At 45.9% G+C, this 22,846-nt stretch carries 25 protein-coding genes; 22 read left to right on the top strand and 3 right to left on the bottom strand.

Annotated elements, in window-relative coordinates; all coding sequences use genetic code 11:
- Positions 1-90 precede the first annotated feature (90 nt).
- The 13 genes from G7035_RS26225 (at position 91) to G7035_RS26165 (ending at position 8,841) form a co-directional block, all read left to right on the top strand.
- The gene (locus G7035_RS26225; RefSeq protein WP_226888848.1) at positions 91-612 is read left to right on the top strand and encodes a hypothetical protein; all 522 of its coding nucleotides are present in this window, start codon (positions 91-93) and stop codon (positions 610-612) included.
- 511 nt (positions 613-1,123) lie between these two features.
- Positions 1,124-2,260, top strand: a complete 1,137-nt coding sequence (locus G7035_RS26220; RefSeq protein WP_019686890.1) for a polysaccharide deacetylase family protein — start codon at positions 1,124-1,126, stop codon at positions 2,258-2,260.
- A gap of 330 nt (positions 2,261-2,590) precedes the next feature.
- Positions 2,591-3,016, top strand: a complete 426-nt coding sequence (locus tag G7035_RS26215; protein ID WP_016819695.1) for a phage holin family protein — start codon at positions 2,591-2,593, stop codon at positions 3,014-3,016.
- Between the two features lie 81 nt (positions 3,017-3,097).
- Positions 3,098-3,385, top strand: a complete 288-nt coding sequence (locus G7035_RS26210; RefSeq protein WP_017425864.1) for a Dabb family protein — start codon at positions 3,098-3,100, stop codon at positions 3,383-3,385.
- A 24-nt stretch (positions 3,386-3,409) separates the two neighbouring features.
- Entirely contained in the window at positions 3,410-3,850 is a 441-nt protein-coding gene (locus tag G7035_RS26205; RefSeq protein WP_016819696.1) for a DUF86 domain-containing protein, read from the top strand.
- 8 nt (positions 3,851-3,858) lie between these two features.
- Entirely contained in the window at positions 3,859-4,506 is a 648-nt protein-coding gene (locus tag G7035_RS26200; protein ID WP_016819697.1) for a helix-turn-helix transcriptional regulator, read from the top strand.
- A gap of 97 nt (positions 4,507-4,603) precedes the next feature.
- A complete protein-coding gene (locus G7035_RS26195; protein WP_016819698.1) occupies positions 4,604-4,927 on the top strand; it encodes a YtxH domain-containing protein in 324 nt (107 codons plus the stop codon).
- A 210-nt stretch (positions 4,928-5,137) separates the two neighbouring features.
- Entirely contained in the window at positions 5,138-5,947 is an 810-nt protein-coding gene (gene racE, locus G7035_RS26190) for a glutamate racemase (RefSeq protein WP_019686891.1), read from the top strand.
- Positions 5,948-6,066: 119 nt separating this feature from the next.
- Positions 6,067-7,320 carry a M14 family metallopeptidase gene (locus G7035_RS26185; protein WP_019686892.1) on the top strand — a complete coding sequence of 418 codons (1,254 nt, stop codon included), beginning with the start codon at positions 6,067-6,069 and terminating at the stop codon, positions 7,318-7,320.
- A gap of 136 nt (positions 7,321-7,456) precedes the next feature.
- The gene (locus G7035_RS26180; RefSeq protein ID WP_017425861.1) at positions 7,457-7,723 is read left to right on the top strand and encodes a hypothetical protein; all 267 of its coding nucleotides are present in this window, start codon (positions 7,457-7,459) and stop codon (positions 7,721-7,723) included.
- Between the two features lie 207 nt (positions 7,724-7,930).
- Positions 7,931-8,233, top strand: coding sequence for an iron-sulfur cluster assembly accessory protein (locus G7035_RS26175; protein ID WP_013370462.1), 303 nt, complete (start codon positions 7,931-7,933; stop codon positions 8,231-8,233).
- Positions 8,234-8,256: 23 nt separating this feature from the next.
- Positions 8,257-8,478, top strand: coding sequence for a YuzB family protein (locus G7035_RS26170; RefSeq protein WP_013370463.1), 222 nt, complete (start codon positions 8,257-8,259; stop codon positions 8,476-8,478).
- Positions 8,479-8,571: 93 nt separating this feature from the next.
- Positions 8,572-8,841, top strand: a complete 270-nt coding sequence (locus G7035_RS26165) for a hypothetical protein (protein ID WP_017425860.1) — start codon at positions 8,572-8,574, stop codon at positions 8,839-8,841.
- A gap of 92 nt (positions 8,842-8,933) precedes the next feature.
- Here G7035_RS26165 and G7035_RS26160 read toward each other — a convergent pair whose 3' ends face one another.
- Together G7035_RS26160 and G7035_RS26155 are read right to left on the bottom strand one after the other, a co-directional pair.
- A complete protein-coding gene (locus tag G7035_RS26160) occupies positions 8,934-10,916 on the bottom strand; it encodes an LTA synthase family protein (RefSeq protein WP_019686893.1) in 1,983 nt (660 codons plus the stop codon).
- Positions 10,917-11,102: 186 nt separating this feature from the next.
- Positions 11,103-12,263, bottom strand: coding sequence for a THUMP domain-containing class I SAM-dependent RNA methyltransferase (locus G7035_RS26155; protein WP_019686894.1), 1,161 nt, complete (start codon positions 12,261-12,263; stop codon positions 11,103-11,105).
- A gap of 156 nt (positions 12,264-12,419) precedes the next feature.
- Here G7035_RS26155 and G7035_RS26150 point away from each other — a divergent pair, with 156 nt between their 5' ends.
- The gene (locus G7035_RS26150) at positions 12,420-13,064 is read left to right on the top strand and encodes an O-methyltransferase (RefSeq protein WP_019686895.1); all 645 of its coding nucleotides are present in this window, start codon (positions 12,420-12,422) and stop codon (positions 13,062-13,064) included.
- Between the two features lie 106 nt (positions 13,065-13,170).
- Here G7035_RS26150 and G7035_RS26145 read toward each other — a convergent pair whose 3' ends face one another.
- Positions 13,171-14,391: an MFS transporter gene (locus G7035_RS26145; RefSeq protein ID WP_016819707.1), complete on the bottom strand. Its 1,221-nt coding sequence runs from the start codon at positions 14,389-14,391 to the stop codon at positions 13,171-13,173.
- 231 nt (positions 14,392-14,622) lie between these two features.
- On the opposite strand from G7035_RS26145, the gene hemE reads away from it, so the two are divergent.
- From hemE to G7035_RS26105, 8 genes are all read left to right on the top strand, one after another.
- Positions 14,623-15,669: a uroporphyrinogen decarboxylase gene (gene hemE, locus G7035_RS26140; protein ID WP_019686896.1), complete on the top strand. Its 1,047-nt coding sequence runs from the start codon at positions 14,623-14,625 to the stop codon at positions 15,667-15,669.
- Between the two features lie 32 nt (positions 15,670-15,701).
- Complete coding sequence (gene hemH / locus G7035_RS26135; protein ID WP_016819709.1) at positions 15,702-16,643, top strand: ferrochelatase; 942 nt, start codon at positions 15,702-15,704, stop codon at positions 16,641-16,643.
- Between the two features lie 7 nt (positions 16,644-16,650).
- Complete coding sequence (gene hemG, locus G7035_RS26130) at positions 16,651-18,096, top strand: protoporphyrinogen oxidase (RefSeq protein WP_019686897.1); 1,446 nt, start codon at positions 16,651-16,653, stop codon at positions 18,094-18,096.
- 137 nt (positions 18,097-18,233) lie between these two features.
- On the top strand, positions 18,234-19,604 hold the full coding sequence (locus G7035_RS26125) for a CapA family protein (protein ID WP_019686898.1): 1,371 nt from the start codon (positions 18,234-18,236) through the stop codon (positions 19,602-19,604).
- 81 nt (positions 19,605-19,685) lie between these two features.
- Positions 19,686-20,456: a glycerophosphodiester phosphodiesterase gene (locus tag G7035_RS26120; protein WP_019686899.1), complete on the top strand. Its 771-nt coding sequence runs from the start codon at positions 19,686-19,688 to the stop codon at positions 20,454-20,456.
- A 39-nt stretch (positions 20,457-20,495) separates the two neighbouring features.
- A complete protein-coding gene (locus tag G7035_RS26115; protein ID WP_019686900.1) occupies positions 20,496-21,119 on the top strand; it encodes a fumarylacetoacetate hydrolase family protein in 624 nt (207 codons plus the stop codon).
- Positions 21,120-21,282: 163 nt separating this feature from the next.
- Complete coding sequence (locus G7035_RS26110; RefSeq protein WP_019686901.1) at positions 21,283-22,089, top strand: DUF92 domain-containing protein; 807 nt, start codon at positions 21,283-21,285, stop codon at positions 22,087-22,089.
- Positions 22,090-22,154: 65 nt separating this feature from the next.
- Complete coding sequence (locus G7035_RS26105; RefSeq protein WP_017425849.1) at positions 22,155-22,733, top strand: TetR/AcrR family transcriptional regulator; 579 nt, start codon at positions 22,155-22,157, stop codon at positions 22,731-22,733.
- Positions 22,734-22,846: the final 113 nt, after the last annotated feature.

Here is a 22,846-nt window from a genome sequence, read left to right as displayed (position 1 = left end):
ATCCTGACCAAATATTCCAATGCAATTTCAATATATTGACCCTAGGACAGGTAAAAATACATCGGATCACTATTATTTCGGATGAATAGGATGATGAATTTGGAAATAAATCTTAAACGGCCTTATGGTGTGATTAAGCATAATATGTCAACGGAGAATATTGCTGACTTGATAAGGTTATTCATTGAAAAGGATTCAATTGTATTATTTTCCTTTTACGAAAGGAACATGAATTTATTTGATGTGAATACACAGAATTTTATCTCAGAGAGATGTGTTTTTGTGAATTCCGAGTGGGTGTTGCCATGGAAGGAATCTATACCTCATTGGGATGAGCCGAATCAGACACCGCCGAAAATAATGTGGTTTTCGGCAATGCAAAAGGAAGATATTATTAAAGCAATTGACATTGATCATTTATTTAGATGTATTGTCATTAAAAAAGGTTCAGATTTTAAACAACATTTCAATGTTTTATTTCATCAGGAATATTATTCATCTATTGATGAGGGAGACTATGAATATTATTTAGGCTTTACAAATAAGAATTTATTTCTTGACAATTATCTGGATGAAGTTAAAAAGAGATTTGAAGTATCATTAATAGAATAGGCAACTGGAGAGACCTTGAGGACGACAATCCTCAAGGTATTCTTTATATCAATACCTAGTACCAAGTAAACGGGTTAAATGATACTCCTCTACGACACTCCATATTCTATTAGATATACAATACCTTCAGATACCACTGCTATTTTGCTCCAAGCACTTTACCTTCATTTTCATCCGATAGGCCCCTAATTCCATTAAAAGGATATACTACTCACTTGTATTCTTTTTAACTCAGTCGATTTATTCACAACTTTGTAACTTATTTGGTAAGATGGATTGCGAGATTGTTTTCAAATTGTTTTACTATATTTACCTACTATAGTCTGGTAATCTATTAATATGTATAGGGGGCCAAAAGACGTCCGGTTCAGTCGGTTGAGATGCGTTTATGTTCTATATGTTGAGTGAATGTCTATATTGCCATGTCTATATCGTCATGTCTGTATAACTTCATAGACAAGCTAGAGATAGCTCCCGCACATTATAAAATACAGCACAGGATGGTGTAATGATGAAGCTTTTAAAAGTAAAATGGATGGCTGTATGCTTGATGGCAATCTGTTGTTTGGGGTTGCTGGGTATACATACGAATACAGCGAGTGCACAAGCGAAGGCTCCTTTACTTGGGGTCAATGATGTGTTGCTAGATTCGAATACAATTAAGCCCGTAATGGAAAATGATAAGTTGTATGTTCCTATCGTGACACTGGGGCAAAAGATGGGCATTACTACTTCGGCCAATGGAAATACATTGGTGCTGACTGGGCATAATCGCAGCTTTACGCTGGATTTGAACAAGGGTGATGTGTTTGAGCGTGGAGGATGTACGATGGTGCCAATCCGCACTTTGACCGATGCGTTTGGCTTCACTATTACGATTCCTACGAGTAATGTGTATCGAATTCAGAATGCAAACGCTAGTTTGTCTGATGCTCAGTTCTTGAATACATTTGCGGCAGAAATTAAACAGTATGCAGCTGTTAAGCCAGGCAAAACTAGCAATACAGGCAGCACGGAAAATGCCAAGCCTTCCAGCCGTACAATCTATTTGAGCTTTGATGATGGTCCAACGGCGCACACGTCGCAGCTGCTGGATATTCTGGACAAATATAATGCCAAGGCTACGTTCTTCATGTTGGGACCTGAAATTCGTCAACATAGCGCAGTAATGAAGAGAATGGTAGACGCGGGGCATGGCTTGGGCCTGCATGGGATGACACACCAGGTGAAAAAGATCTATGCATCCCCGGCAGCGGCATTGGCAGAGATGAATCAGGATAATGAGATTTTATTTAAGGCCACAGGGAAACGCACTTCTTTGATTCGTACACCTTATGGCAGCAAACCCTATTTGAAGAAAGCATACCGCGATCAACTGACGGGTGCAGGCTATCATATTTGGGACTGGAACATAGATTCGAATGATTGGCGTTATACTAAAAATCCAGAGCATTTTGTACAGACGGTCCTCAGTGATATTAAGAGATTGAAAAAGCAAGGCAGAACACCAGTCGTTCTTATGCATGATAAGCCATCTACGATCAAGGTGCTTCCACAAATCATGGCGGCTTTGCAGAAAGAAGGATATTCGTTCGAGCCGTTAAATGATAACCTGACTCCGCTTAATTTTTGGAATGATCACCGTTAATTGAATAAATTTGAAAGGAAAGCAGGCTGCCCTACTTCAATTTTTTGAGAGGGGTAGCCTGTTTTTTATATAACGATAAGCAGAAACAAAGCGTTATGGATAAAGTAGATGCACAATTGTTATATTCCCTCAAAAAATAAGTAAGGCACCTTTATCGCTCCTTTATAGGGGCTTTGAAGGTGCTTTTATTGTATTTGCTCGGAAATGGTGAATTTCACAGCTTGTTTTATATGAATCTATGAATTGATATCTATGCACAGGTCATATGACTTTACGGGTGACGACGTCGCTGCATATATTACAATAACCGCCCCGAGAGGAGGAGCAGGTATGAATATTAATCCGAGTATGTTTAGTATGATTTGTGCCACCGCAGGAGCCATTATTACGTTTGCCTTTGGCGGCTGGAATCAGCTTATGGTGCTATTCACGGTTGCCATGGCTGTTGATTATGTAACTGGAGTCGCTGCTGCCGTGAAGACTGGACAAGGGTTAAGCAGTAAAGCTGGCTTTTGGGGGTTGGCGAGAAAGGCTTTAATGCTCATGGTGATTTCTTTGGCGCATCATATGGATCTTCTGATGGGTACGGAAATCATGAAGGGGGCGGCAACGTATTTTTATTTATCCAACGAATTGATCTCGATTACTGAGAACTGTTCACGAATGGGTCTGCCGCTACCACCGAAGCTTAAGAATTTTTTTGCCCTATTAAAGGACAAGGAGTCTGATGGTAAAAATGGTGGAAAAGATCGCTAAGATTACAAAGTTTCTTTCCGTATGTGGGGCGTTATGATAAAATTTTCAAGAGAACATTTTTAAGATAAGGAGCCTATACGCATGATTAAACATATTGTTTTGTTCAAATTGAAAGACCGCTCCCCTGAAAGCATTGAACATACGGCATCTATTTTGCGCAGCATGACTGGCAAGATCAAGGAGCTGCTGTCACTTGAAGTAGGTACGGATGTGATTCGTTCGGAACGTTCTTATGATATTTCCCTTACCGCTGTGGTAGAAACATTGGAAGACTTGCAAACGTATCAGGTACACCCTGTGCATCAGGAAATTATTGTACACATGAATGAAGTGAAGGATGTATCTATCGCAGTTGATTATGAAATCTAAAGCGGTTACTGGAGGTGCAGAACTTTGTATTATGTCAACCGGGAACAAATTGAGCTTCGACTAGGGGCTGTTCCCGACATTGTCGACGGCCTTCGCCAGACATCCGCCGCCTGGAAAGGCGATCTGTTGCAGGGGCTAGTGCAGGAGCGGTGTCTTCATCTGGCCATTGAGACGGTAACGGACGTAGGGAGCTATATCATCGACGGTTTTATTATGCGTGACGCCAGTAGCTATGAGGACATTATCGGTATCATTCATGAGGAAGGTGTATTGGATGATACCGTATTTCATTCACTATTAGAGCTGGTAGCCTTGCGCAAACCCTTAGTACAGGAGTATTTTTATTGGGACCGGACAAGCCTTCACCCACTCACACCTAAGCTGCCTGGGTTGCTGGAGCTTTTTGTATCTAGCGTGCACGATTATTTAAATAAGGAATTGGGTCCTCAGCCCGAGGGAGTGTAAAGGCAAAAGTGACGGATAAGTATATCGTACCCGAAATGCCCACTAGGCGCATGATTTTAACACTATTGAAAACCCAGGGACCTGTGGGCGTCGGAAGCTTGGCAGCTCAATTGGGCATTACCGAAATGGGGGTGCGCAGGCATCTCAAATTGATGGAGCAGGATGGTCTGATTGTGGCTACGATCCTGAGACAGGCGATGGGACGTCCGACGTTTTTGTACAGCCTGAGCGATCAGGGAAGCGAGCAGTTTCCTCGTAATTATGATCATCTGTTACTGGAACTGTTAGAGGAGCTGGATGAAGAGCAGGGAATGGAAGCTGTTCACTCGTTGTTTGATGGTAGAAAACGTAAAATGATGAAGCGCTACGCCCCTCACATCGAGAGTGAGTCTACACTAGCTTCACGTGTAGAAAAGCTTTCGGGCATCCAGAACGCTTCAGGTTATATGGCAGAGTGGCGTGAGGAAGAGGATGGAAGTTACTCTATTATGGAGTACAATTGTCCTATCTCTCAGATTGCCAATCGTTACCGCAAGGCTTGTGAGTGCGAACAGCAAATGTTTGAGGAGCTGCTTGATGCCGAGGTTGTCCGTGAGGATTGTTTGGCGGATGGAGGCCGTTGCTGCTTGTATCGTATCCGCTCCAAAAATAAGTAGAAATTTTTCTGGCTTGTTCTCTGTATCATGACAGGCTCTCCATGCTTATAATGCATTAACAGATGGGCATTCGCCCGGGCACAAGGGAGAGATGAATATGAAGGAGAACTACAAAAGCTTTATCCGTGGCGCGTTGGCAGGCAGTATTGCTGGTTCGGTTGCTGCGTTGTTATTTGCTCCTAAGTCAGGTCGCGAGCTGCGTCAGGATATTACAGACCAGGCGCGTCACGTGAGTGACAAGGGGCAGGAGCTTGCAGGGAAAATTTCAGACACCTCCATGGAGTATACTGACAAAATTAAGGAAACAGCCTCAGCCGTCATTCACGAAATAGGTCAATGGCGTAAAAAGAGTAATATTGTTCCAGAGGTTAGCATTTCATCCGTGCCTGATCAAGAGAATAAGGAAGAGGATGCTTTGTAACTGTCCGTATATCGTAGGCGAAACAACTGACTATAACTTGAGTTTGTGGCTTCTCCCGTTGGGATGAAGCCTTTTTGTTGATCGCTTCCTCGTTTTAGGGTAATCTTTGGGGGTACCTTTTACGCCAATACGACATAAAGTATGTAGCAACGGATAGATTTCTGAGATGAAATAACTCATATTTAAACAAAAAAAGGAAGCGGTGTGTACGTGCAGCAAGCGATTGCAATATTGGATTCCGGTGTAGGAGGTCTGACGGTTGTTAAAGAAGTCATGCGTCAGCTTCCGCGGGAAAAAATCATTTATTTTGGAGACACTGCGCGCACCCCGTATGGTCCCCGACCATCGGAAGAGGTTAAAAAATTTACAGAGCAAATGGTTGATTTTCTGATTCAGTTTAATCCGAAAGTCATTATTATTGCTTGTAACACAGCAACGGCTGCGGCATTGGAGTATATAAGCCAAAAGGTATCCATTCCGGTGATCGGAGTTATCCACCCTGGGGCTCGTGCTGCGATCAGCGCGACCGCTACTGGGTATGTCGGGGTGATTGGAACTGTCGGTACGATTCGAAGCGGAGCATATACAGCTGCGCTCAAGCAGTTGTCTCCCTATGTAGACGTGGTGAGCCACGCTTGCCCTGCGCTTGTGCCTTTGGTAGAACAAGGGTTGTTCCGCTCCAAAACGACATCGCAGGTTGTGGAGGAATCATTGAGACCTATTCAAACGTATACGATTGATTGTCTGATTCTTGGTTGTACGCATTATCCTTTTTTGAAGGAAACGATTCAGGAAGTCATGGGTCCTGCGGTGAAGCTCATTAGCTCGGCAGATGAAACAGCGCGAGAGACAAGTACCATTTTGTATAACAAGGGCAAATTGGAGGCCGGGGACGAAACGCCAGTGCATCAGCTTTTTTGTTCCGGCGATCCAGAGTTGTTCCAGCGCATTGCCGCACAGTGGCTTGGGGAGCAGATTCGGCAAACGCCTGTTGTCTGGCAAGTCACTCATCTGGATTAACGAGACAACCAACTTTTTTGTCATTGGACAAAAGAAGTTGGTTGTTTTGCTTTTCGCTACATCAAGACACGCAGCGTCTGCATAACATGCAGTAAGGCAGATGGAAGGGGCGTAGTAAGATGAGGGAATATATCGTTCAAAAAGGAGATACATTGCACCGGGTCGCCTCGGCTTTTAAACTATCGGCGGATACTTTGATCGCAGATAATCCGTGGGCCGCCACGCAACCCTATCTGATTTGTGGTCAATTGCTATATATTCGTCCGTCTACGGATCGTAAATACGTTATTCAGTCTGGGGAGAATGCAAGACAGATTGCCAAACAGTTCGGTGTAGAGCTTGATGAGCTGCGGCTCGCTAATTCGGGACTTGCGGAGCATAACTTCGTGGAAGGAAAGATAATTATCATTCCTGAAGACCATCGGGATCAGATTGTACGGTTACGTGGAGAGTATAGCTATGAAGATTTAATGGAAGACCTGAAGGCATTGGTCCACAGATTTCCGTTTATTGAAGTTGGCAGCATTGGCACCAGTGTCATGGGGAAGGATATCCCTTATATACGGATTGGGCAGGGAACGAGGAAAATTCATGCCAACGCTTCTGTACATGCTAACGAATGGTTGACGACACCTTGTTTGCTGCGTTTTATAGAACAATATGCACGAGGGATTGATGGTGCTGGAGAACGGGATGCTGGGCAACTTCACGATGAATGGAGGAAACCGACAGGAAATCCATGGGTGTATGGAGGCTCTCCGCAGGATTTAATGGAGCATACATCCTTGTGGGGGGTACCAATGGTCAATCCAGATGGAGTGGAGCTGGTGCAACAGGGTGTACTCCCAACTCATCCGCTGTATCATGAACTCAGAAAATGGAATGAAGGACGTGCTGATTTTCGTGGCTGGAAGGCCAATATTCGCGGTGTTGACCTCAACGATCAGTTTCCGGCGTATTGGGAGGAGGAGGTGCGCAGACGCGGTAAAACAGGTCCGTCTCGACGAGACTATGCAGGACCTGCACCTTTGTCTGAGCCAGAGTCCAAGGCCCTTGCCGATCTAACGGAGCGCGAACAGTTCGACATGGTATTATCCATACACAGCCAGGGACAGGAAATCTATTGGAATTATCGGGATCTAGAGCCTAAGGAGAGCCGAGATTGGGCATTGCAGCTGGCTGCCGCAACAGGGTATCGGGCGGTAAAGCTGGGGGGAAGCGATGCAGGGTATAAGGATTGGTTTATACAACGGTTTGGTAAACCGGGATTTACCGTTGAAGTTGGTCTGGGCGTAAATCCGCTGCCTATGCGTGATTATGAGGATATTGCAGCAGAAGTTGGCATGTTAATGGCGACGGTGCTGTCATGGTAACAGATTGGACCTGCTGAAACGTATTGCATCATTTACACGTATTAGGAGGAGCACGTTTTTTACACGTGTTCCTCTTTACTTGTCCCTTCCATAGGGTATATATACTTAGGAGCATTGGAAATGGAGTGAACAACCTATGAAGTGGAAAAAACTACTATCTCTCCGTCAGTGGTCACATGTATTTCGTCGTATCCCCCGATTGATTACCTCTTCGAGGATTCCTTTGGGTGAAAAATTACTTTTTGCGGTGCCTGTATTGCTTTATTGGATACTGCCTGATGTCATGCCATTTATGCCCATCGACGACATTGGTGTGACGTTATTGCTTATGAATTGGTTCGTCACCCGTGCTGAACGAAAATATCCTGATGTGATTGAAAAACAGCACGTACGTGTTCGATAGATGTAAACTTATGATTTTCGTGATTGCGATTTTTTGCGATTTTCTTTACAATAGGAATATTGCCTTGTGCTATGCTGCACAACTTCTTTTCATCAAGGAGAGGGGCTAATTTTTGGAATTGTTGATTTTATCCGCTAGGTTGTGTGGTGTGGATATATTTCCATCGAACCACATTTCATTTAATGAATATGAAGGAGATGAAGTTTAATGAACTGCAAAATTACTCGTAATGCAGCTAAAGTATTGAAGCTTGAATTGGATAAGGAAGAGAACCAAGGGAAGAGCCTGCGCGTTGTTATTACTCATGCTCATGGAGATCATGCTCATTACGGGCTAGATTTGGACACGCCTAAGGAAACAGATACTGTTGTATCTACAGATAAAGGTATTGATGTAATTTTGGAAAGCGGTCAGCCGTTGCTGGATGGTGTGAAAATTGATTACTTGTACTTCCCCGAAGAAGGATTTGTTATTACTAACCCTTCCCAAGGTAATCACGGCGACCACTAAGCCGGAGCTCGGAGGGATGACAGATGGCCAATGATATTCGCGTATGTGATGAGTGCAATCATATCCGCTTAAAAACGATCTTGCCTAAGTTGAAAAAGATGGCACCCGATGCGGAGATCAAAATCGGTTGCAAGTCGTATTGCGGTCCTTGTGGAAAACGGGCGTTTGTGTATGTGAACGGACGTTATGTGAGTGCGGCCACAGAGGATGAAGTATTAGAGAAGGCTGCACGCTTTATAAAATAGTTCGAGTGCGCATCGTTGGCACCTTTTGAATAGTTCCCCTCCTTCTGATCCATGCTAATGAATGTAGACCATGCCCAGAAGGAGGAGTGACTCATGGCCCAATATGATTCCAATCTCGACAATCACAGTGTCGAAGCTCAAACACAAAACTCGGTGGACAAGCTCCATAATGCCGTGTCTCAGGCATTGTCACATCCGGCTGAACAGCTGATTGAGCAAGCGGAGCAATCTCGCACTCATGCGGAGCAAGCTATACAGCAGGCAAAGGATAGCCTTGGTGACGATGCAGTAGAAGTTGCTGAGGAAATGCTTGGTGAAGAGGTACAACGTCTTGATCAGGCTAAAAAAACGTTGCGTTCCTGAGTATTTGTTAATGGTAACAAGCGCAGTCCAATGACTGTCAATACAAAAATCCCGATCCACAGCCCTAACAAGCTGATGGATCGGGATTTTTGTTATTTCTTGGCTTCAGTCTCCCATTCGCGAATAAGATCATATGTGATGACCTGATCGGATATGTTCAATCGATTGAGAGCCTCAGTATAGCCCGGCCCGCAGGCATTCACATCTGTAGGTTGACCTGTACTCAGATTGTAACAGGTTCCCTTGGAGAATGTACCGTCCTCAGATGGAATGTAGTACACTCGTCCATCCGTGAAAGCGCCAGTACGCAGCACAACCATACGAGGTTTTCCGCTAAACAGATCGTTACCCATAAAATGATATGGTTTTGTAGAAATCCCAAGTAGATGCATTACGGAAGGCGTCAGATCCAGCTGTCCTGCCGGTTCTGTATACGTGCCTGCCTGGCTTCCGTCAGGAAGATGCACAAGTAATGGCACTTGATTCATGATTTTCTGCATGTCCAAATCTGTAAGTGGCTTGCCCAAAAACTTTTCATACAGTGCTTTGTCTTTAATGGAATTGTCGTGATCCCCATAGAACATTAGAATCGTATTATCCCACAATCCGTCTTTCTTCATCTGATCTACCAATTCACCCAAAGCCTCATCCACGTAATGGACGGATTTCAGATAGTCTCCGAACATCGTACCTTCAAATTCACCAACATCCAAATCTACAGCGTCAGGTGACAGGTTGTACGGATGATGGCTGGAAATACCGACCATATAGGCGTAGAACGGCTGCTTCACTTCGGTTGTGAGATCGTTGAGCGTTTGTCTAAAAAAGGATTTGTCTCCCAGGGACCAGCCGAGGGGCTCATCTATTTTAAAATCCTTTTTACTGTAGAACTTGTCATAGTTCATCGCCTTATACATTGTGTAACGGTTCCAGAAGCTGCTGTCGTACACGTGAAACGCATTAGGACTATAACCTGTATCCTTCAAGATGGAAGGCAACGTATCGAATTTATGGTCCGCATAACGGATAAATACAGAACCCGTAGGGAGCGGATGCAGCGAAGCGTGGGTAGAGAAGTCTGCGTCCGATGTACGACCCTGTGCAGTTTGATGGAAATAATTATTGAAATACATACTTTCTTTCGTCAGTTTGTCAAAGTTAGGCGTAATTGCTTGACCGTTGATCTGTTTGCCGATAAAAAAGTTCATGAACGCTTCAGCTTGGATGACCATCACATTTTTGCCCTTATACTTGCCGTAGAGATCATTTTTTACCTGAAGTAATTTCTGGTGTTGATTGAACCATTCTTTATCTTTATCGGATTCCACCTGAGCCAATGTAGGCTGTGGCCCAAGATGGTCCTGACCGTAGCGGTAGATATCATATCCATGAAATCCGATCAATCCGGTTACGTTGTACAAGGCCATTGACCACCAGTTGCCGACAAATATGCCGGTTGCCCAAGTGGAGGTATATATTTTGATCGGTCCAAATGTCAAAACATAGCCAATCAGGAAAGCCAATGCCCCCTTGGAGAAGCGAAACAGAAATTTTTTTGTGAAAGAGCTTCGTGATGCTTCCAAGTAATGATCATTCGTTGTAAACCGACGCCGTAACGAAGCCACGAATATGACATACGGAATGAATAAAATCCAGTCTGCAAAAAAGAAAATATCCCACCAGTACATAAGGGATGCGATGCTTCCACCCAGAGAATCAACTTGTCCAGCTTGAAGCAAAACGGGAATCGTAATGAAATCCTGGAAATACCGATAATAAACCATGTCGGAATAAATGAGCGCGGTGAGCAATATATCGAGCACCACAAGAGCAATCAAACGTCCGCGACGTGGCAGCCACAAGGTCCAGAAGCTTACAAGCAACAGCGACCCAATAGCAATGACATAATCCAGCGGATTCATGTCGATATTTTGGGCATGCAGGTTATAGTGAATCAGTACAAGCTTGCCAATCATAAGTACAAAAAACAGAACTAAACCGAAATATTGAGACAGCAGCAGTCTGCTGAACATGTTACCAGTGCGTCTTGCACTGGTCGTGCGAATAACCAACACTTTACCCCCTCCGGCAGAAATGTTCGGCTAGTATAAACTACACATTAACGTAATGTTAAAACCGAAATGCCTTTAATTATTATAGCGCTCATCCTGCGCATTTCAATGATTAAGTAAAGAAACACGGCACAAATGAGGCCAGGACAACGAACAAAGGGTTCGTTTCCTGGCCTATATCTCGAACATTTAGGACTGCAACGGCGAAGTATCTTTGCGGCGCGGAGGCAGAGGACCCAGATACTGATAGTATTGGCATTCAATTCGGCCGTTAAACAGCTTACGGCGCTTGTCGGCTTTGCGGCCCCAATAATGCTCAAATTGCTTGGTGGAGCTGATGGCAAAGAAGGACCAAGTCTTCATTTCGGCTGCCGTGCGTGCAAGTGTACGGATCAGCTTTTCCACCTCGGCTTGCTCGCTCAGTCTTTCGCCGTAAGGTGGATTTGTAATCATCACACCATACTGGCCCTCAAGCCTAACCTTGCTGGCAGGCAGCACCTTTAGTGAGATGTCTTTAGCAAAGCCTGCTGCCTTTACAGCTGCTTCAGCAACTTGTATAGCGCTAGGGTCGATATCGCTACCTGCAATCTCAAAAGGAATGTCATCACGAGTCAGATCCATCGCCTCGTCGCGAGCCTGATTCCATAATTCTCTGCCAATGACAGGCCAGTCTTCCGAGTTAAAGGTACGTCTCAGGCCTGGAGCAATGTTCCAGGCTTGCATAGCAGCTTCGACCAATAAAGTACCGGAACCGCAGCATGGGTCATAGAAGGGTCGCTCCGGGCTCCACCGACTAAGCTGAATAAGAGCGGAAGCCATTGTTTCTTTCAGAGGCGCCTCTGTAACAAGCTTGCGGTAGCCTCGTTTGTGAAGTCCTGGACCAGTTGTGTCCAGCGTTATCAGCGCACGGTCGTTCAATAGGATGACCTCAATGACGTAACGAGGACCATCTTCAGCAAACCAGTCTGTATGGTAGGTTTCCTTGAGCTTTTCTACAATCGCCTTCTTGACGATTCCTTGACTGGCTGGTACGCTACTAAGCTGTGATTTGTGTGAACGTCCCTCTACGGGAAATTCACCATCTACAGGAATCCAATCCTGCCAAGGCAATGCCTTAGTACCCTCGAACAGCTCGTCGAAGGTAGTAGCAGCAAATTCGCCCATTTTAATAAGAACGCGGTCAGATGTGCGAAGCCACAGGTTGCATCGGCATATATCCTTATAATCTCCGGAAAAAACGACGCGGCCATTCTCGACGGTCAGATCCGTGTACCCCAGTTCTCTGAGTTCTCGGGCCACAACGGCTTCCAGTCCCATCGGCGCAGTTGCAATTAGTTGCAGTTGAGTCATTAAACGTATTCACTCCGTCTCATAATCATGTAAGCTTGGTTCAATCCCTATAGTATAGGTCATTGTACTCGAAGAGACAAATCGTTAAGGCAAATAATTTACGAAGGACACCGCGTCCAACCTGCGTTATGATAAAGCAAGAAGGAGAGATGAAACGTGGAAATTACACCTAATATGACACCTGAACAATATGTAGACCAGCTGGTACAGGAGGATGAGGCGCTGCGCAGCATTAGGGAGGCTATTGTTAAAGAAGGGATGCCGGAGGTATCGGTTGCTCATCCCTATGGAAAGCTGTTGACCTTTCTCATTGAAGTCTCTGGTGCACAGCAGGTACTGGAGATCGGAGCATTAGGAGGATACAGTGGATTATGCCTGGCCCGTGGGCTGGGAGAGAAAGGTCGCATCGTGTCCCTGGAGCTGAAAGAAGCGTACGCTGCGCTGGCTCATCAACATATGAAAAACAATGGCTACGGTGATCGTGTCGAGTATCGTATTGGACCCGCAGTGGACAGCTTGAAGAAGCTTCAGGAAGAAGGAAAGACTTTTGATTTTTTCTTCATTGATGCGGATAAGGAAAATTACCCAGTGTATCTAGAGTATGCGATTGCACTGGCCAATCCAGGCGCTATAATTGCTGGAGATAACTGTTTTCTTCGGGGACGGACACTGAACACAGACAAGAACGGACCTGCCGTACAGGCCGTGAGACGTTTTAACGAAACGATAGCAACGGACCCACGGCTAGTCAGTACACTTTTGCCAGCTTATGATGGATTGGCATTGGCACGAGTGAAGTAACGGGCGTCCCTAAATGTAGCTATACCAAAAAGAACCTCCTTATCCACAGCAGCGTGGAGCGGAGGTTCTTGTCTGTTAAGGCAGGCTGTCCTACCTGAAGGTTGTCTTACCTGAAATGAGGCGTAGCCTTACGATCAAAAAGCTTCATACGTACCCAGATGATATTGACGATCAGCAGCACACCAGACATAATGAACAGTCCTTCGATGCCGATAAATCCGGAAAGCACTCCGCCAATGACCGCACCCAGCATATTCCCGAGCGCCAGCGAACTGGTATTGAATCCGAAAGAGCGGCTTTCCATTCCTTCAGGTGTATAGGTGCGAATCAGCGCATTTACGCTTGGTAGCAGACCGCCCATAAACACACCCATGAAAAAACGGATAATGACAAGCTGCCATACTTCATTAACAAAAGCTTGCGGAATGAGCATAACTGCCGTTCCAAGCAGTGCGATTGTCAAGATCTTGTGTGCTCCTATTTTGTCACTTAATCGTCCAAGGAGCGGTGCGGCTACCATATTGGATACGCCTGTAATAGCGGTAACGAATCCGGCAACCAGTGCAATTCCTTCTGCCGAGCCATATAGCTTTTGCACATACAAAGGTAGCAGAGAAACGGTACTGATCATAGCAAACTGGAGTAAGAACGTTACGGTGAACAAAGCCGGAAGCTGGGGCGTATGGCTTAGCTCCTTTAATCCGGCAAGAACCGAAATTTGTGGAATTCGTGCGGCTTCCGCTTTGCTGAAATTTTCTTTAACCAAAAACATTGCCATTAGAGAGGCAAGGAAAATAAGAGCTCCTGTAATGTAAAAGATCGGTCTGAATCCCACCCAGTCAGCCAAAAATCCACCTAGCAAAGGGCCGAGAATCGTGCCAGCCATTTGACCGGATTGCATAATTCCCATAGCAAATCCGGTTCGCTCTTTGGGAGTGGTACCCGACACTAGGGAAATAGAAGCCGGGTTGAAACCCGAAATTGTACCGTTTAGCAGGCGAAGCGCCAGCAGTTGCCATGGGTGGGTGACCAAACCCATACACCCGATGACCAGAGCCATGCCAAAGCCTGAGCGAAGCAGCATGACTTTACGTCCATATCGGTCGGCCAGCTTGCCCCATAATGGCTGAAATATAAACGAGGTCAAAAAGTTAGCTGCAAAAATAACTCCTGCCCACAGTCCTATATCGTGCTCGCCCTTCACATGGAGGTCTTGAGCCAAATACAGGGCAAGGAACGGAGTAATCATTGTAATTCCCGCATTGACCAGAAACTGACCGAACCAAAGCACAATGAGATTGATTTTCCACGTCTCCCACGTTTTCAATGTGCTTTCACTTCCTTTCTGCCATTCTCATCCTGTTGTAAAGGTACTTATTCATGTATAACTTACCCGGAGCTTTAAAAAAGCCATTTCTCTAGTATAGCACACTTCATTGAAACTTTATCCAAATGTCATGGGTTTGTCATGGTTTGTTTGAGAGCGGCGGTTGTTACGACTCTTGAAAAAGGGCATAATAAAATATAGTATTTATGATTCGAACTGGAGGCTGAAGTCATGACCTACAATGATACTTTTATCCGCGCTTGCCGCAAGCAAGCTGTGGATCATATTCCCGTATGGTACATGCGGCAGGCCGGAAGGTATGACCCTGAGTATCGCAAAATTAAGGAAAAATATACGCTGCTTGAAATTTGTCGCCAGCCCGAGTTGGCCGCAGAAGTGACGTTGATGCCCGTCCGCAAGCTTGGGGTGGACGCTGCAATTTTATATTCTGATATTATGAATCCGGTAGCCTCGCTAGGGGTTGATTTTGATATTGTCAAAAATATTGGCCCGGTTATTGATAATCCGATCCGGTCAGCTGCAGACGTAGACAACTTGCGTCCGATTGATGTAGAACGCGATTTGGGTCATATTTTGGAAACCATCCGTATTTTAGACCGTGAGTTGAACGTGCCATTGATCACGTTTGCTGGAGCGCCTTTTACTATTGCAAGCTATTTAATAGAAGGAAGACCCTCCAAGGGATATATTCGCACCAAAGCGATGATGTATGGAGAGCCTGAACTGTGGCGTCGTTTGATGGATAAGCTAGGGGATATGGTTATTACATACGTGCGGGCCCATATCGCTAACGGTGGTAAGGCTTTTCAATTGTTTGATAGCTGGGTAGGTGCACTCTCGCCTTATGATTTTCAAACTTTTGTGTTGCCGACCATTGTACGTATTTTCCATGAGTTATCTGATCTGAATGTGCCTAAAATTTATTTTCCGGGCGTAAGCTCCGGTGAATTGCTTCCGTATTTGAGCGGGGTAAAAGCCGATGTGATTGGACTGGACTGGCGGGTAAGTATACCTGAAGGCCGTCGTCGCTTGGGTAACAGTTTTGGAGTACAGGGGAATTTGGACCCTTATGTACTTACTGCGCCGATGAATGTGATCAAGCAGTATGCAAAAACCATTGTAGATGAAGGCATTCTGGAGCCGGGCTACATTTTTAATCTTGGTCACGGCTTATTTCCTGAAGCCTCGCTAGATAAGCTAAGAGAGCTTACCGATTATGTACATGAGTATTCTCGCTCTGTTTTGTCAAAGAACTAAATACAACTAGAAAAGATAAGAGGGATCTGCCAATGAAAACCAAAGTGGGTGTACTGGTCATGTCCTACGGGACGCCGGAGAGTCTGGACCAGGTTGAAGCGTATTATACACATATTCGCCGTGGTCATGCTCCCTCACCGGAGCAGTTAAAAGAATTAAAAGATCGCTACGAAGCCATTGTGGGCGGCGTGTTTCCGTTGCGTCAGAACACAGATCGACAGGTTCACAACCTGCAGGAAACCTTAAATCAGGAAAATCGCAACCCGGACATAGAATTTGTCTGTTATCAGGGGCTCAAACACGCCAAGCCGTTTATTGAGGACGGTGTCGAAGCGATGGTGCAAGATGGCATTCGTACGGCGGTGGGTGTCGTGCTGGCTCCGCATTATTCCGTTATGAGTGTAGGCTCTTACATCAAGCGTGCACAGGCTAAGGCACAGGAACTGGATCTGGCCATATCCTTTGTGGAGAGCTATTATCTTCATCCAAAGCTGATCAAGACGCTGACTGAGCGTGTGAATGCGAAACTGGCGCTTTTTGAAGAAGCGGGAGCCAAGCGGGACGAAGTTCGAGTTCTGTTCAGTGCGCACAGCTTGCCTGAGCGGATTTTGGCTATGGGTGATCCTTATGTGGAGCAATTAATGGCTACTTCGCAGGCTGTTGCGGATAAGGCGGGAATTACCAACTGGCAGTTTACGTGGCAAAGTGCAGGCCGTACAGCAGAACCATGGCTAGGACCAGATATTTTGGATACCATGCACAGTCTGAAGGAAGAGCAAGTGGAGTATGTGCTGGCTGCTCCAGTCGGCTTTGTTTCTGATCACTTAGAGGTGTTATACGACCTGGATATTGAAGCACAGGCTTTGGCAAAGGAACTGGATATGCGTTTTCAGCGTATTGATTCACTCAACAGTGACCCACTGTATATGGAGACGCTTAGTGATGTCATCATAGACCAATGGAAAAAGGGATGAGGACATAATGGAGCAAAAGGTACGTAATATTGTAATTGTAGGCGGAGGCTTGACCGGGCTTAGCACTGCTTTTTATACACGGAAAATGTACAAAGAAGCTGGCTACACACCTCGAATTACGCTGGTGGAGAAAGCTTCTGTGCTGGGCGGAAAAATTGAAACATTGCATAAAGATGGTTTTGTCATTGAAAAGGGGCCAGATTCCTTTTTGGCCCGGAAAACGGCTATGATAGATCTGGCAAAAGAGTTGGAGCTGGATCATGAGCTTGTAAGCACGAATCCTGAGGCTAAAAAGACATATATTTTGCATGAAGGTCGGCTTCATCCGATGCCTCCTGGGCTGGTGCTGGGCATTCCAACAGAGCTGAAACCCTTTTTACGCAGCGGCTTGATCTCTTTAGGTGGAAAAATGCGGGCTATGATGGATTTTGTCATTCCGCCTCGTCGTGAACCGGGAGATGAGGCGCTGGGTGATTTTATTGAACGCCGACTGGGCAAAGAAGTGCTGGAGAATGTAACCGAGCCACTGCTGGCGGGAATCTATGCTGCCAACATGAAGACGCTAAGTCTGCAGGCTACTTTTCCACAGTTTGCTGAGGTGGAGCAGCAATATGGAAGCCTCATTCACGGAATGATGACAGGTCGAAAACCTGCTGAAACGCATACAGGTACCAAGAAAAGCGCTTTTTTGACCTTCCGTCAAGGCTTGCAAAGTTTGGTGCATGCATTGCTGAATGATTTGTATGACTGTGATTTACGCACCGGAATTGCTGTTACCGAATTCACAAAGAAGACTGAAAATGAAGGAAGTTCCTATTGCGTTATGTTGGACAATGGAGAGACGCTGGAGACAGACGATATTTTTGTAACGACTCCTAACTTCGCTGCTGCGCCGCTACTGCGAGATCATGTAAATGTGACTGCACTGGAAGCTGTAAAATATGTATCCGTAGCGAACGTAGTCATGGCCTTTGATAAAACAGATATTGAAAACGTCTTTGACGGCTCCGGTTTTCTGGTTCCTCGCAAGGAAGGACGTAGCGTGACTGCATGTACGTGGACGTCCGCCAAATGGCTACATACCAGCCCGGACGATAAGGTACTGTTGCGTTGTTATGTAGGGCGAGCAGGTGCTGAAGAAACAGTAGAATTACCGGATAATGAGCTGATTGCGGTGGTCCGCAAGGATTTGAAAGAGATGATGGGAGTTACAGCAACTCCGCTATTCACAGAAATTACGCGACTTCGTCATTCCATGCCGCAATATCCGGTGGGGCACCCACAGGCTATAGCTGATCTGCGGGAAGAGCTGCGCAGTGCGATGCCAGGGGTGTACGTTTTAGGCGCTGGCTATGATGCGATCGGTTTGCCGGACTGTATCCGTCAGGCCAAGGAATGGGCTTCCCATGCTGTTCAAGCGGCACAGCAGGAAGCCGTTAAGGTACAGGTATAAATGTTCGATAATGAACCCTTCGCGATCCAGGCGAGGGGTTCTATTTATATAGAAATTTGATATATAATGGAGAAGGTGTAAAATTCGCCAGCTAATAAGGAATTCATGCATATGTAGTAGCATAGAAGGAGTGAAGAATGTACCCTCCCAGGTCACAGAGAAATGAAGGTCGAAAGAGAGCAAAAAAACCAAAAATAGGCAAGGCTTGGATCATTACGAATCTAGTCTTGCTGCTAATGATCGTAGGTCTTTTCGGTTATTATTACATATTTGAACGCGATAGTAGTGATTCTCTTGCGGAAAACGCCCAGTATTCGCAAACTGAAAAGAACATTCAAACGGGGTCTGCTAATGATGATGAGTACCCTACTCCCTCAGGAAGTGAAGAAGTTAATGAAACGAAGGAATCTACCGTTCCAGACACAAGCAGTTCTCCCGTGACAACGCCCGACACCAATGCCTCCGAAGGCAGCTCTTCAGGAGCAAAATCATCTTCGGAGAAAGAAAGGCAAGCTCAGGAGAATTCGCCAAAGAAGGATGCAAACAACGATGATGGCAATTCTCCAGCCGTTACACTTCACTTCATAGGGGATGTGCAGTTCTCTGGTAAAGTTGAGCAGAGGTTGGAGCAGAATGGGTTTGATTTTCCATACCAATATCTCGGGAGCTTGTTCCATAAAGACGATCTAACGATTGCCAATTTGGAAACACCGGTGACCACTAATGGCGTTGGTGCGTTAAATAAAACGTATGTGTATAAATCTTCGCCCAAGGCGCTAACTGCAATGGCAGCGGCAGGGATCGATGCTGTAAATTTGGCCAACAATCATATTTTGGATCAGGGGACAAGCGGATTACTGGATACACTGAACTATTTGGATGAAAAGGGTATAGCCCATGCTGGAGCTGGACGCAATGCCAAAGAAGCGTATGCACCGCATTATTTTGAACGTAACGGGATTAAAATTGCGTTGTTGGGGGCTACACGTGTCATGCCTGAAGCCAACTGGAATGCAGGTGCCCAGCAGCCCGGTGTAGCGGGGGCTTATGATTCGACCGCTATCGTAAAGTCCATTCGTGAGGCACGAAATCAGGCTGATTTGGTGATTGTGGTTGCCCATTGGGGCAAGGAGCGAGCCACTGCACTTGAGCCCCATCAAACTGAGTTATCTCACGCTTTTATTGACGCTGGGGCTGATCTTGTCGTTGGCGGTCATCCTCATGTGCTACAAGGGATTGAGCAATATAAAGGCAAATGGATTGCATACAGCACAGGCAATTTTATTTTTTCTAAATCAACGGTGCCAGCCACCTGGGATACAGCGATATTTCAGGCCACCTGTACCCGGAACGGGGACTGTAAGATGAAGCTGACCCCTTACCGAGCGGACCTGGGTCAACCGATTCCATTGAAGGATGCGGAGGCCAGCAAAATTTTGCAGAAAGTAGCGGCACTGTCACCAAGCAATGTCTCGATAGGTGTGGATGGTACGGTAAGCGTTCAGTAGCAGTAAGAAAGAAATTGTTAATATGGACATGGACGGAACGATCGTATGAGCGACTCCTTTGTGAATGGAGGTCATAACGGGATGAATCATATGTGTGTGGCTCACCGCGGTTTCTCGGGGATTGCTCCCGAGAACACGATGGCAGCCTTTAAGCTTGCGCTGGAACAGCCTTTTGTGCACTGGATTGAACTGGATGTACAGCTGTCAAAGGACGGTGTTCCGGTCGTCATTCATGATTTTACGCTGGAGCGAACGACGAACGGTACGGGAAGAGTAAAGGATGCAGACTGGAAAGACTTACAACGACTCGATGCAGGTAGCTGGAAAAATGCACAATATCACGGGGAACCTATTCCGTCCCTCGCCCAAGTGCTTGATTTGTGCCAGGGACGTGTATCGCTCAATATTGAGCTCAAAACTGCTGGTGATATGTATCCGGGACTAGAGAAAGCCGTCCTTCGTGAAATTATAATGAGGGGGATGGAGGGTGAGGTGGTTTTAACCTCTTTTGAGCGTGCGGCCTTGCGCCGAGCAAAAGAACTGGCACCCGAAATCCGTACCGGGCTGATTATTGATGCGCGTCCAGACGATTTGGCAAAGCAATTAGAAAATTTACAATGTACATTTTTATCTATGGGTTATCCACGGTTGGACCGAAAGCTCTTGAAAGATTTGATCGGGCGGGGGATTACGGTCATGGCGTGGACGGTGGATGACCGGCGTATCATGCGGAGATTGTCCTCATTGCATCCTGAATTGATGATCTGTACCAACTGGCCGGATCGCTGGGAGCAGGTTTTTTTGCTTTCCAAGTCCCGGTTGTGGCACTATATACGTAAACTTATTCGTTAATCAATTGGACTACATACGCAGAAAGGGTGACGGATCGTAATGAATGTGGAAATTCGTAATGTTTATTGTGTCGGACGCAATTATAAGTTGCATGCGGAGGAACTGGGGAATGATGTTCCCTCAGAACCGATGATTTTCTTGAAACCATCTCATGCGGTTGTGCCATTGGATGGTGCTAAGCTGGAGCTTCCTCAGGGTAAGGGAGATATTCATTTTGAAACTGAACTGGTGGTGGCTGTAGGACGTAACTACGAACCAGGCATGACCGCAGATGCGTGTCTGAACGCTTTTGCGTTTGGCATTGATTTTACCCTGCGTGATGTACAAAGTACGCTCAAGAAAAAAGGTCATCCATGGACTGCTGCCAAAGGCTTTAAATCGTCTGCACCTGTGACACCGTTCTTGCCTTTAGAGAGCTTGGACATGCTGGAGCAGAAGGATTTTTCCTTGCTTAAAAATGGACAAGAGGTGCAGCGTGGGCATATCAAGGACATGATCTTTTCCATCCAGCACATCGTTGAATATATAGCGACTCAATATGGACTGGGTGAGGGTGACATTATTTTTACAGGCACTCCGGCGGGTGTAGGGCCTACAGCGAGCGGGGACCGCTTTGAGCTTTATTGGGGGAGTGACCGTCAGGGAAGCTTCATCATCGGCTAAATCTACAGACGGCATTAATGAAGATGATTTAAAAAGCCTTGTGAAGGCCGTGTCCTGTGCGAAAGCATGGGGCACGGCTTTTATATAAGCGTATAGCATTGTACAATGATATACAGAACTAAAAGCGAAAAACAGAGATTCATCTCAAATGCGGGGGTATATCATGGACTGGATCATCGGATTACTTTCCGCTGCTGTAGTGGCGGGGGCTGCATTTTATAAAAAATCCTTAACCTTATCCGGCTTTGCTGCGGCTGTACTGATGGGAACTGTGTATTATGGGGCGGGCAACCTGTTTTGGTTCGGCACATTGCTCTTATTTTTTATCACGTCCACTCTATTGTCGAAGTTCAAAAAGGAGCGCAAGGCTGAGCTCGAAAAGTCATATGCCAAAACCGGTAACCGGGATGCAGGACAAGTGTGGGCCAATGGGGGATTAGGCATGCTGCTATGTCTAGGTCATGCGATATGGCCTCATGTTGCTTGGCAACTGGCATTTGTCGGTGTTATGGCTACAGTCACAGCTGATACGTGGGCAACGGAATTTGGAAGCCTGAGTCGTAAGCCGCCTCGTTCGGTGCTTACCGGGAAGGTGCTGGCACCCGGAACCTCGGGAGGAGTATCTGTATTGGGAACGGCTGCGGCCTTGGCCGGTGGCATACTGATCGGTATAGGCGCATGGGGTTTTGGACACGTCGTTGGTATGCCGGAATTGCCAATATGGCTGTGGGCACTGATCGGAGGGTTATCTGGCAGTGCTGGAGCCTTCGCTGATTCCTATCTTGGTGCTACAGTGCAGTTGATGCGTTTCTGCCCAGTTTGCAAACGGGAAGTAGAGGTAGACTCGCATTGTGGGCAAACGACAGTCTATCTACGAGGCTGGCATTGGATGAGCAATGATCGGGTGAATAGCATCAGCTCTATTTTCGGAGGATTGGTCGCTCTTGCAGGTATCTTCTTTATGCTATGAGCCAGGCTGGAGATCGTTCTAGAGAATAACTGCGTGCTTCAATCATTGTTTCAGGAGGTGCAAAGATGGGGGATATGCACGGAGATAAATATGAAGCTATTTTGGACGCCGCTTACACTGTCTTCGGCACCAAAGGCTTTTATGAAAGCAAAATTTCCGAAATTGCAGAACAAGCGGGTGTTGCTAAAGGCACGGTATACTTGTACTTTAAAAGTAAAGAGCAGTTATTTACAGCAGTCACACGTAGAGATTGCGAACAATATCTATCCGAAATGCAAGGTGCATTGGTCAATCGTACTTTGGGAGAGGGACTGCTGCGGATGGCGAATTTGCATCTCCACTATTATTACAAACGCAAGCAGCATACTAAATTATTTTTTATGACTCCGAATAGTGACCCTGATCTTATGGAGTTTATGCGGGGATTTATTCAGGACTATACCGATCTGGTCAAAAATAAACTGGCGTCAGAGGGTGTGCCGCAGCCCGAATTTCATGCCAAGGCATTCATTGGTATGATGGAACGCCTAAAAATGGATATTTTGTTGAATCAAGATTTCCGTGCATGTGACGTGGATCAGACGGCTGCATTGGCAGCTAATTTATTTATGCATGGCTGTGAGGCCGGAGTACAAAAATTCTGACATGTGGTCTTTTAAAACCGTACTGGCTTTGTTCAGCTAACGGTTTTTTTAATCATTGGCTGTGTCTGTGTTAAAATAAACAAGATGCATCACAAAATTGGGGAAGAGTAGGG

The organism is Paenibacillus polymyxa (genome assembly GCF_015710975.1).
Classification (GTDB): domain Bacteria; phylum Bacillota; class Bacilli; order Paenibacillales; family Paenibacillaceae; genus Paenibacillus; species Paenibacillus polymyxa.
Note: the sequence above shows the minus strand (reverse complement) of the source record. Positions and strands in the feature narration are given on the sequence as shown.

Excerpts from the sequence above, each read along its gene's own strand:
- hemE (WP_019686896.1), top strand. The coding sequence starts at position 14,623 with ATGACCTACAATGATACTTTTATCCGCGCTTGCCGCAAGCAAGCTGTG.
- hemH (WP_016819709.1), top strand. The coding sequence starts at position 15,702 with ATGAAAACCAAAGTGGGTGTACTGGTCATGTCCTACGGGACGCCGGAG.
- G7035_RS26155 (WP_019686894.1), bottom strand. The coding sequence starts at position 12,263 with ATGACTCAACTGCAACTAATTGCAACTGCGCCGATGGGACTGGAAGCC.
- G7035_RS26180 (WP_017425861.1), top strand. The coding sequence starts at position 7,457 with ATGAAGTGGAAAAAACTACTATCTCTCCGTCAGTGGTCACATGTATTT.
- G7035_RS26125 (WP_019686898.1), top strand. The coding sequence starts at position 18,234 with ATGTACCCTCCCAGGTCACAGAGAAATGAAGGTCGAAAGAGAGCAAAA.
- G7035_RS26165 (WP_017425860.1), top strand. The coding sequence starts at position 8,572 with ATGGCCCAATATGATTCCAATCTCGACAATCACAGTGTCGAAGCTCAA.
- G7035_RS26110 (WP_019686901.1), top strand. The coding sequence starts at position 21,283 with ATGGACTGGATCATCGGATTACTTTCCGCTGCTGTAGTGGCGGGGGCT.
- G7035_RS26195 (WP_016819698.1), top strand. The coding sequence starts at position 4,604 with ATGAAGGAGAACTACAAAAGCTTTATCCGTGGCGCGTTGGCAGGCAGT.
- G7035_RS26105 (WP_017425849.1), top strand. The coding sequence starts at position 22,155 with ATGGGGGATATGCACGGAGATAAATATGAAGCTATTTTGGACGCCGCT.
- hemG (WP_019686897.1), top strand. The coding sequence starts at position 16,651 with ATGGAGCAAAAGGTACGTAATATTGTAATTGTAGGCGGAGGCTTGACC.
- G7035_RS26175 (WP_013370462.1), top strand. The coding sequence starts at position 7,931 with ATGAACTGCAAAATTACTCGTAATGCAGCTAAAGTATTGAAGCTTGAA.
- G7035_RS26185 (WP_019686892.1), top strand. The coding sequence starts at position 6,067 with ATGAGGGAATATATCGTTCAAAAAGGAGATACATTGCACCGGGTCGCC.
- G7035_RS26210 (WP_017425864.1), top strand. The coding sequence starts at position 3,098 with ATGATTAAACATATTGTTTTGTTCAAATTGAAAGACCGCTCCCCTGAA.
- G7035_RS26225 (WP_226888848.1), top strand. The coding sequence starts at position 91 with ATGATGAATTTGGAAATAAATCTTAAACGGCCTTATGGTGTGATTAAG.
- G7035_RS26215 (WP_016819695.1), top strand. The coding sequence starts at position 2,591 with ATGAATATTAATCCGAGTATGTTTAGTATGATTTGTGCCACCGCAGGA.
- G7035_RS26170 (WP_013370463.1), top strand. The coding sequence starts at position 8,257 with ATGGCCAATGATATTCGCGTATGTGATGAGTGCAATCATATCCGCTTA.
- G7035_RS26120 (WP_019686899.1), top strand. The coding sequence starts at position 19,686 with ATGAATCATATGTGTGTGGCTCACCGCGGTTTCTCGGGGATTGCTCCC.
- G7035_RS26115 (WP_019686900.1), top strand. The coding sequence starts at position 20,496 with ATGAATGTGGAAATTCGTAATGTTTATTGTGTCGGACGCAATTATAAG.
- G7035_RS26220 (WP_019686890.1), top strand. The coding sequence starts at position 1,124 with ATGAAGCTTTTAAAAGTAAAATGGATGGCTGTATGCTTGATGGCAATC.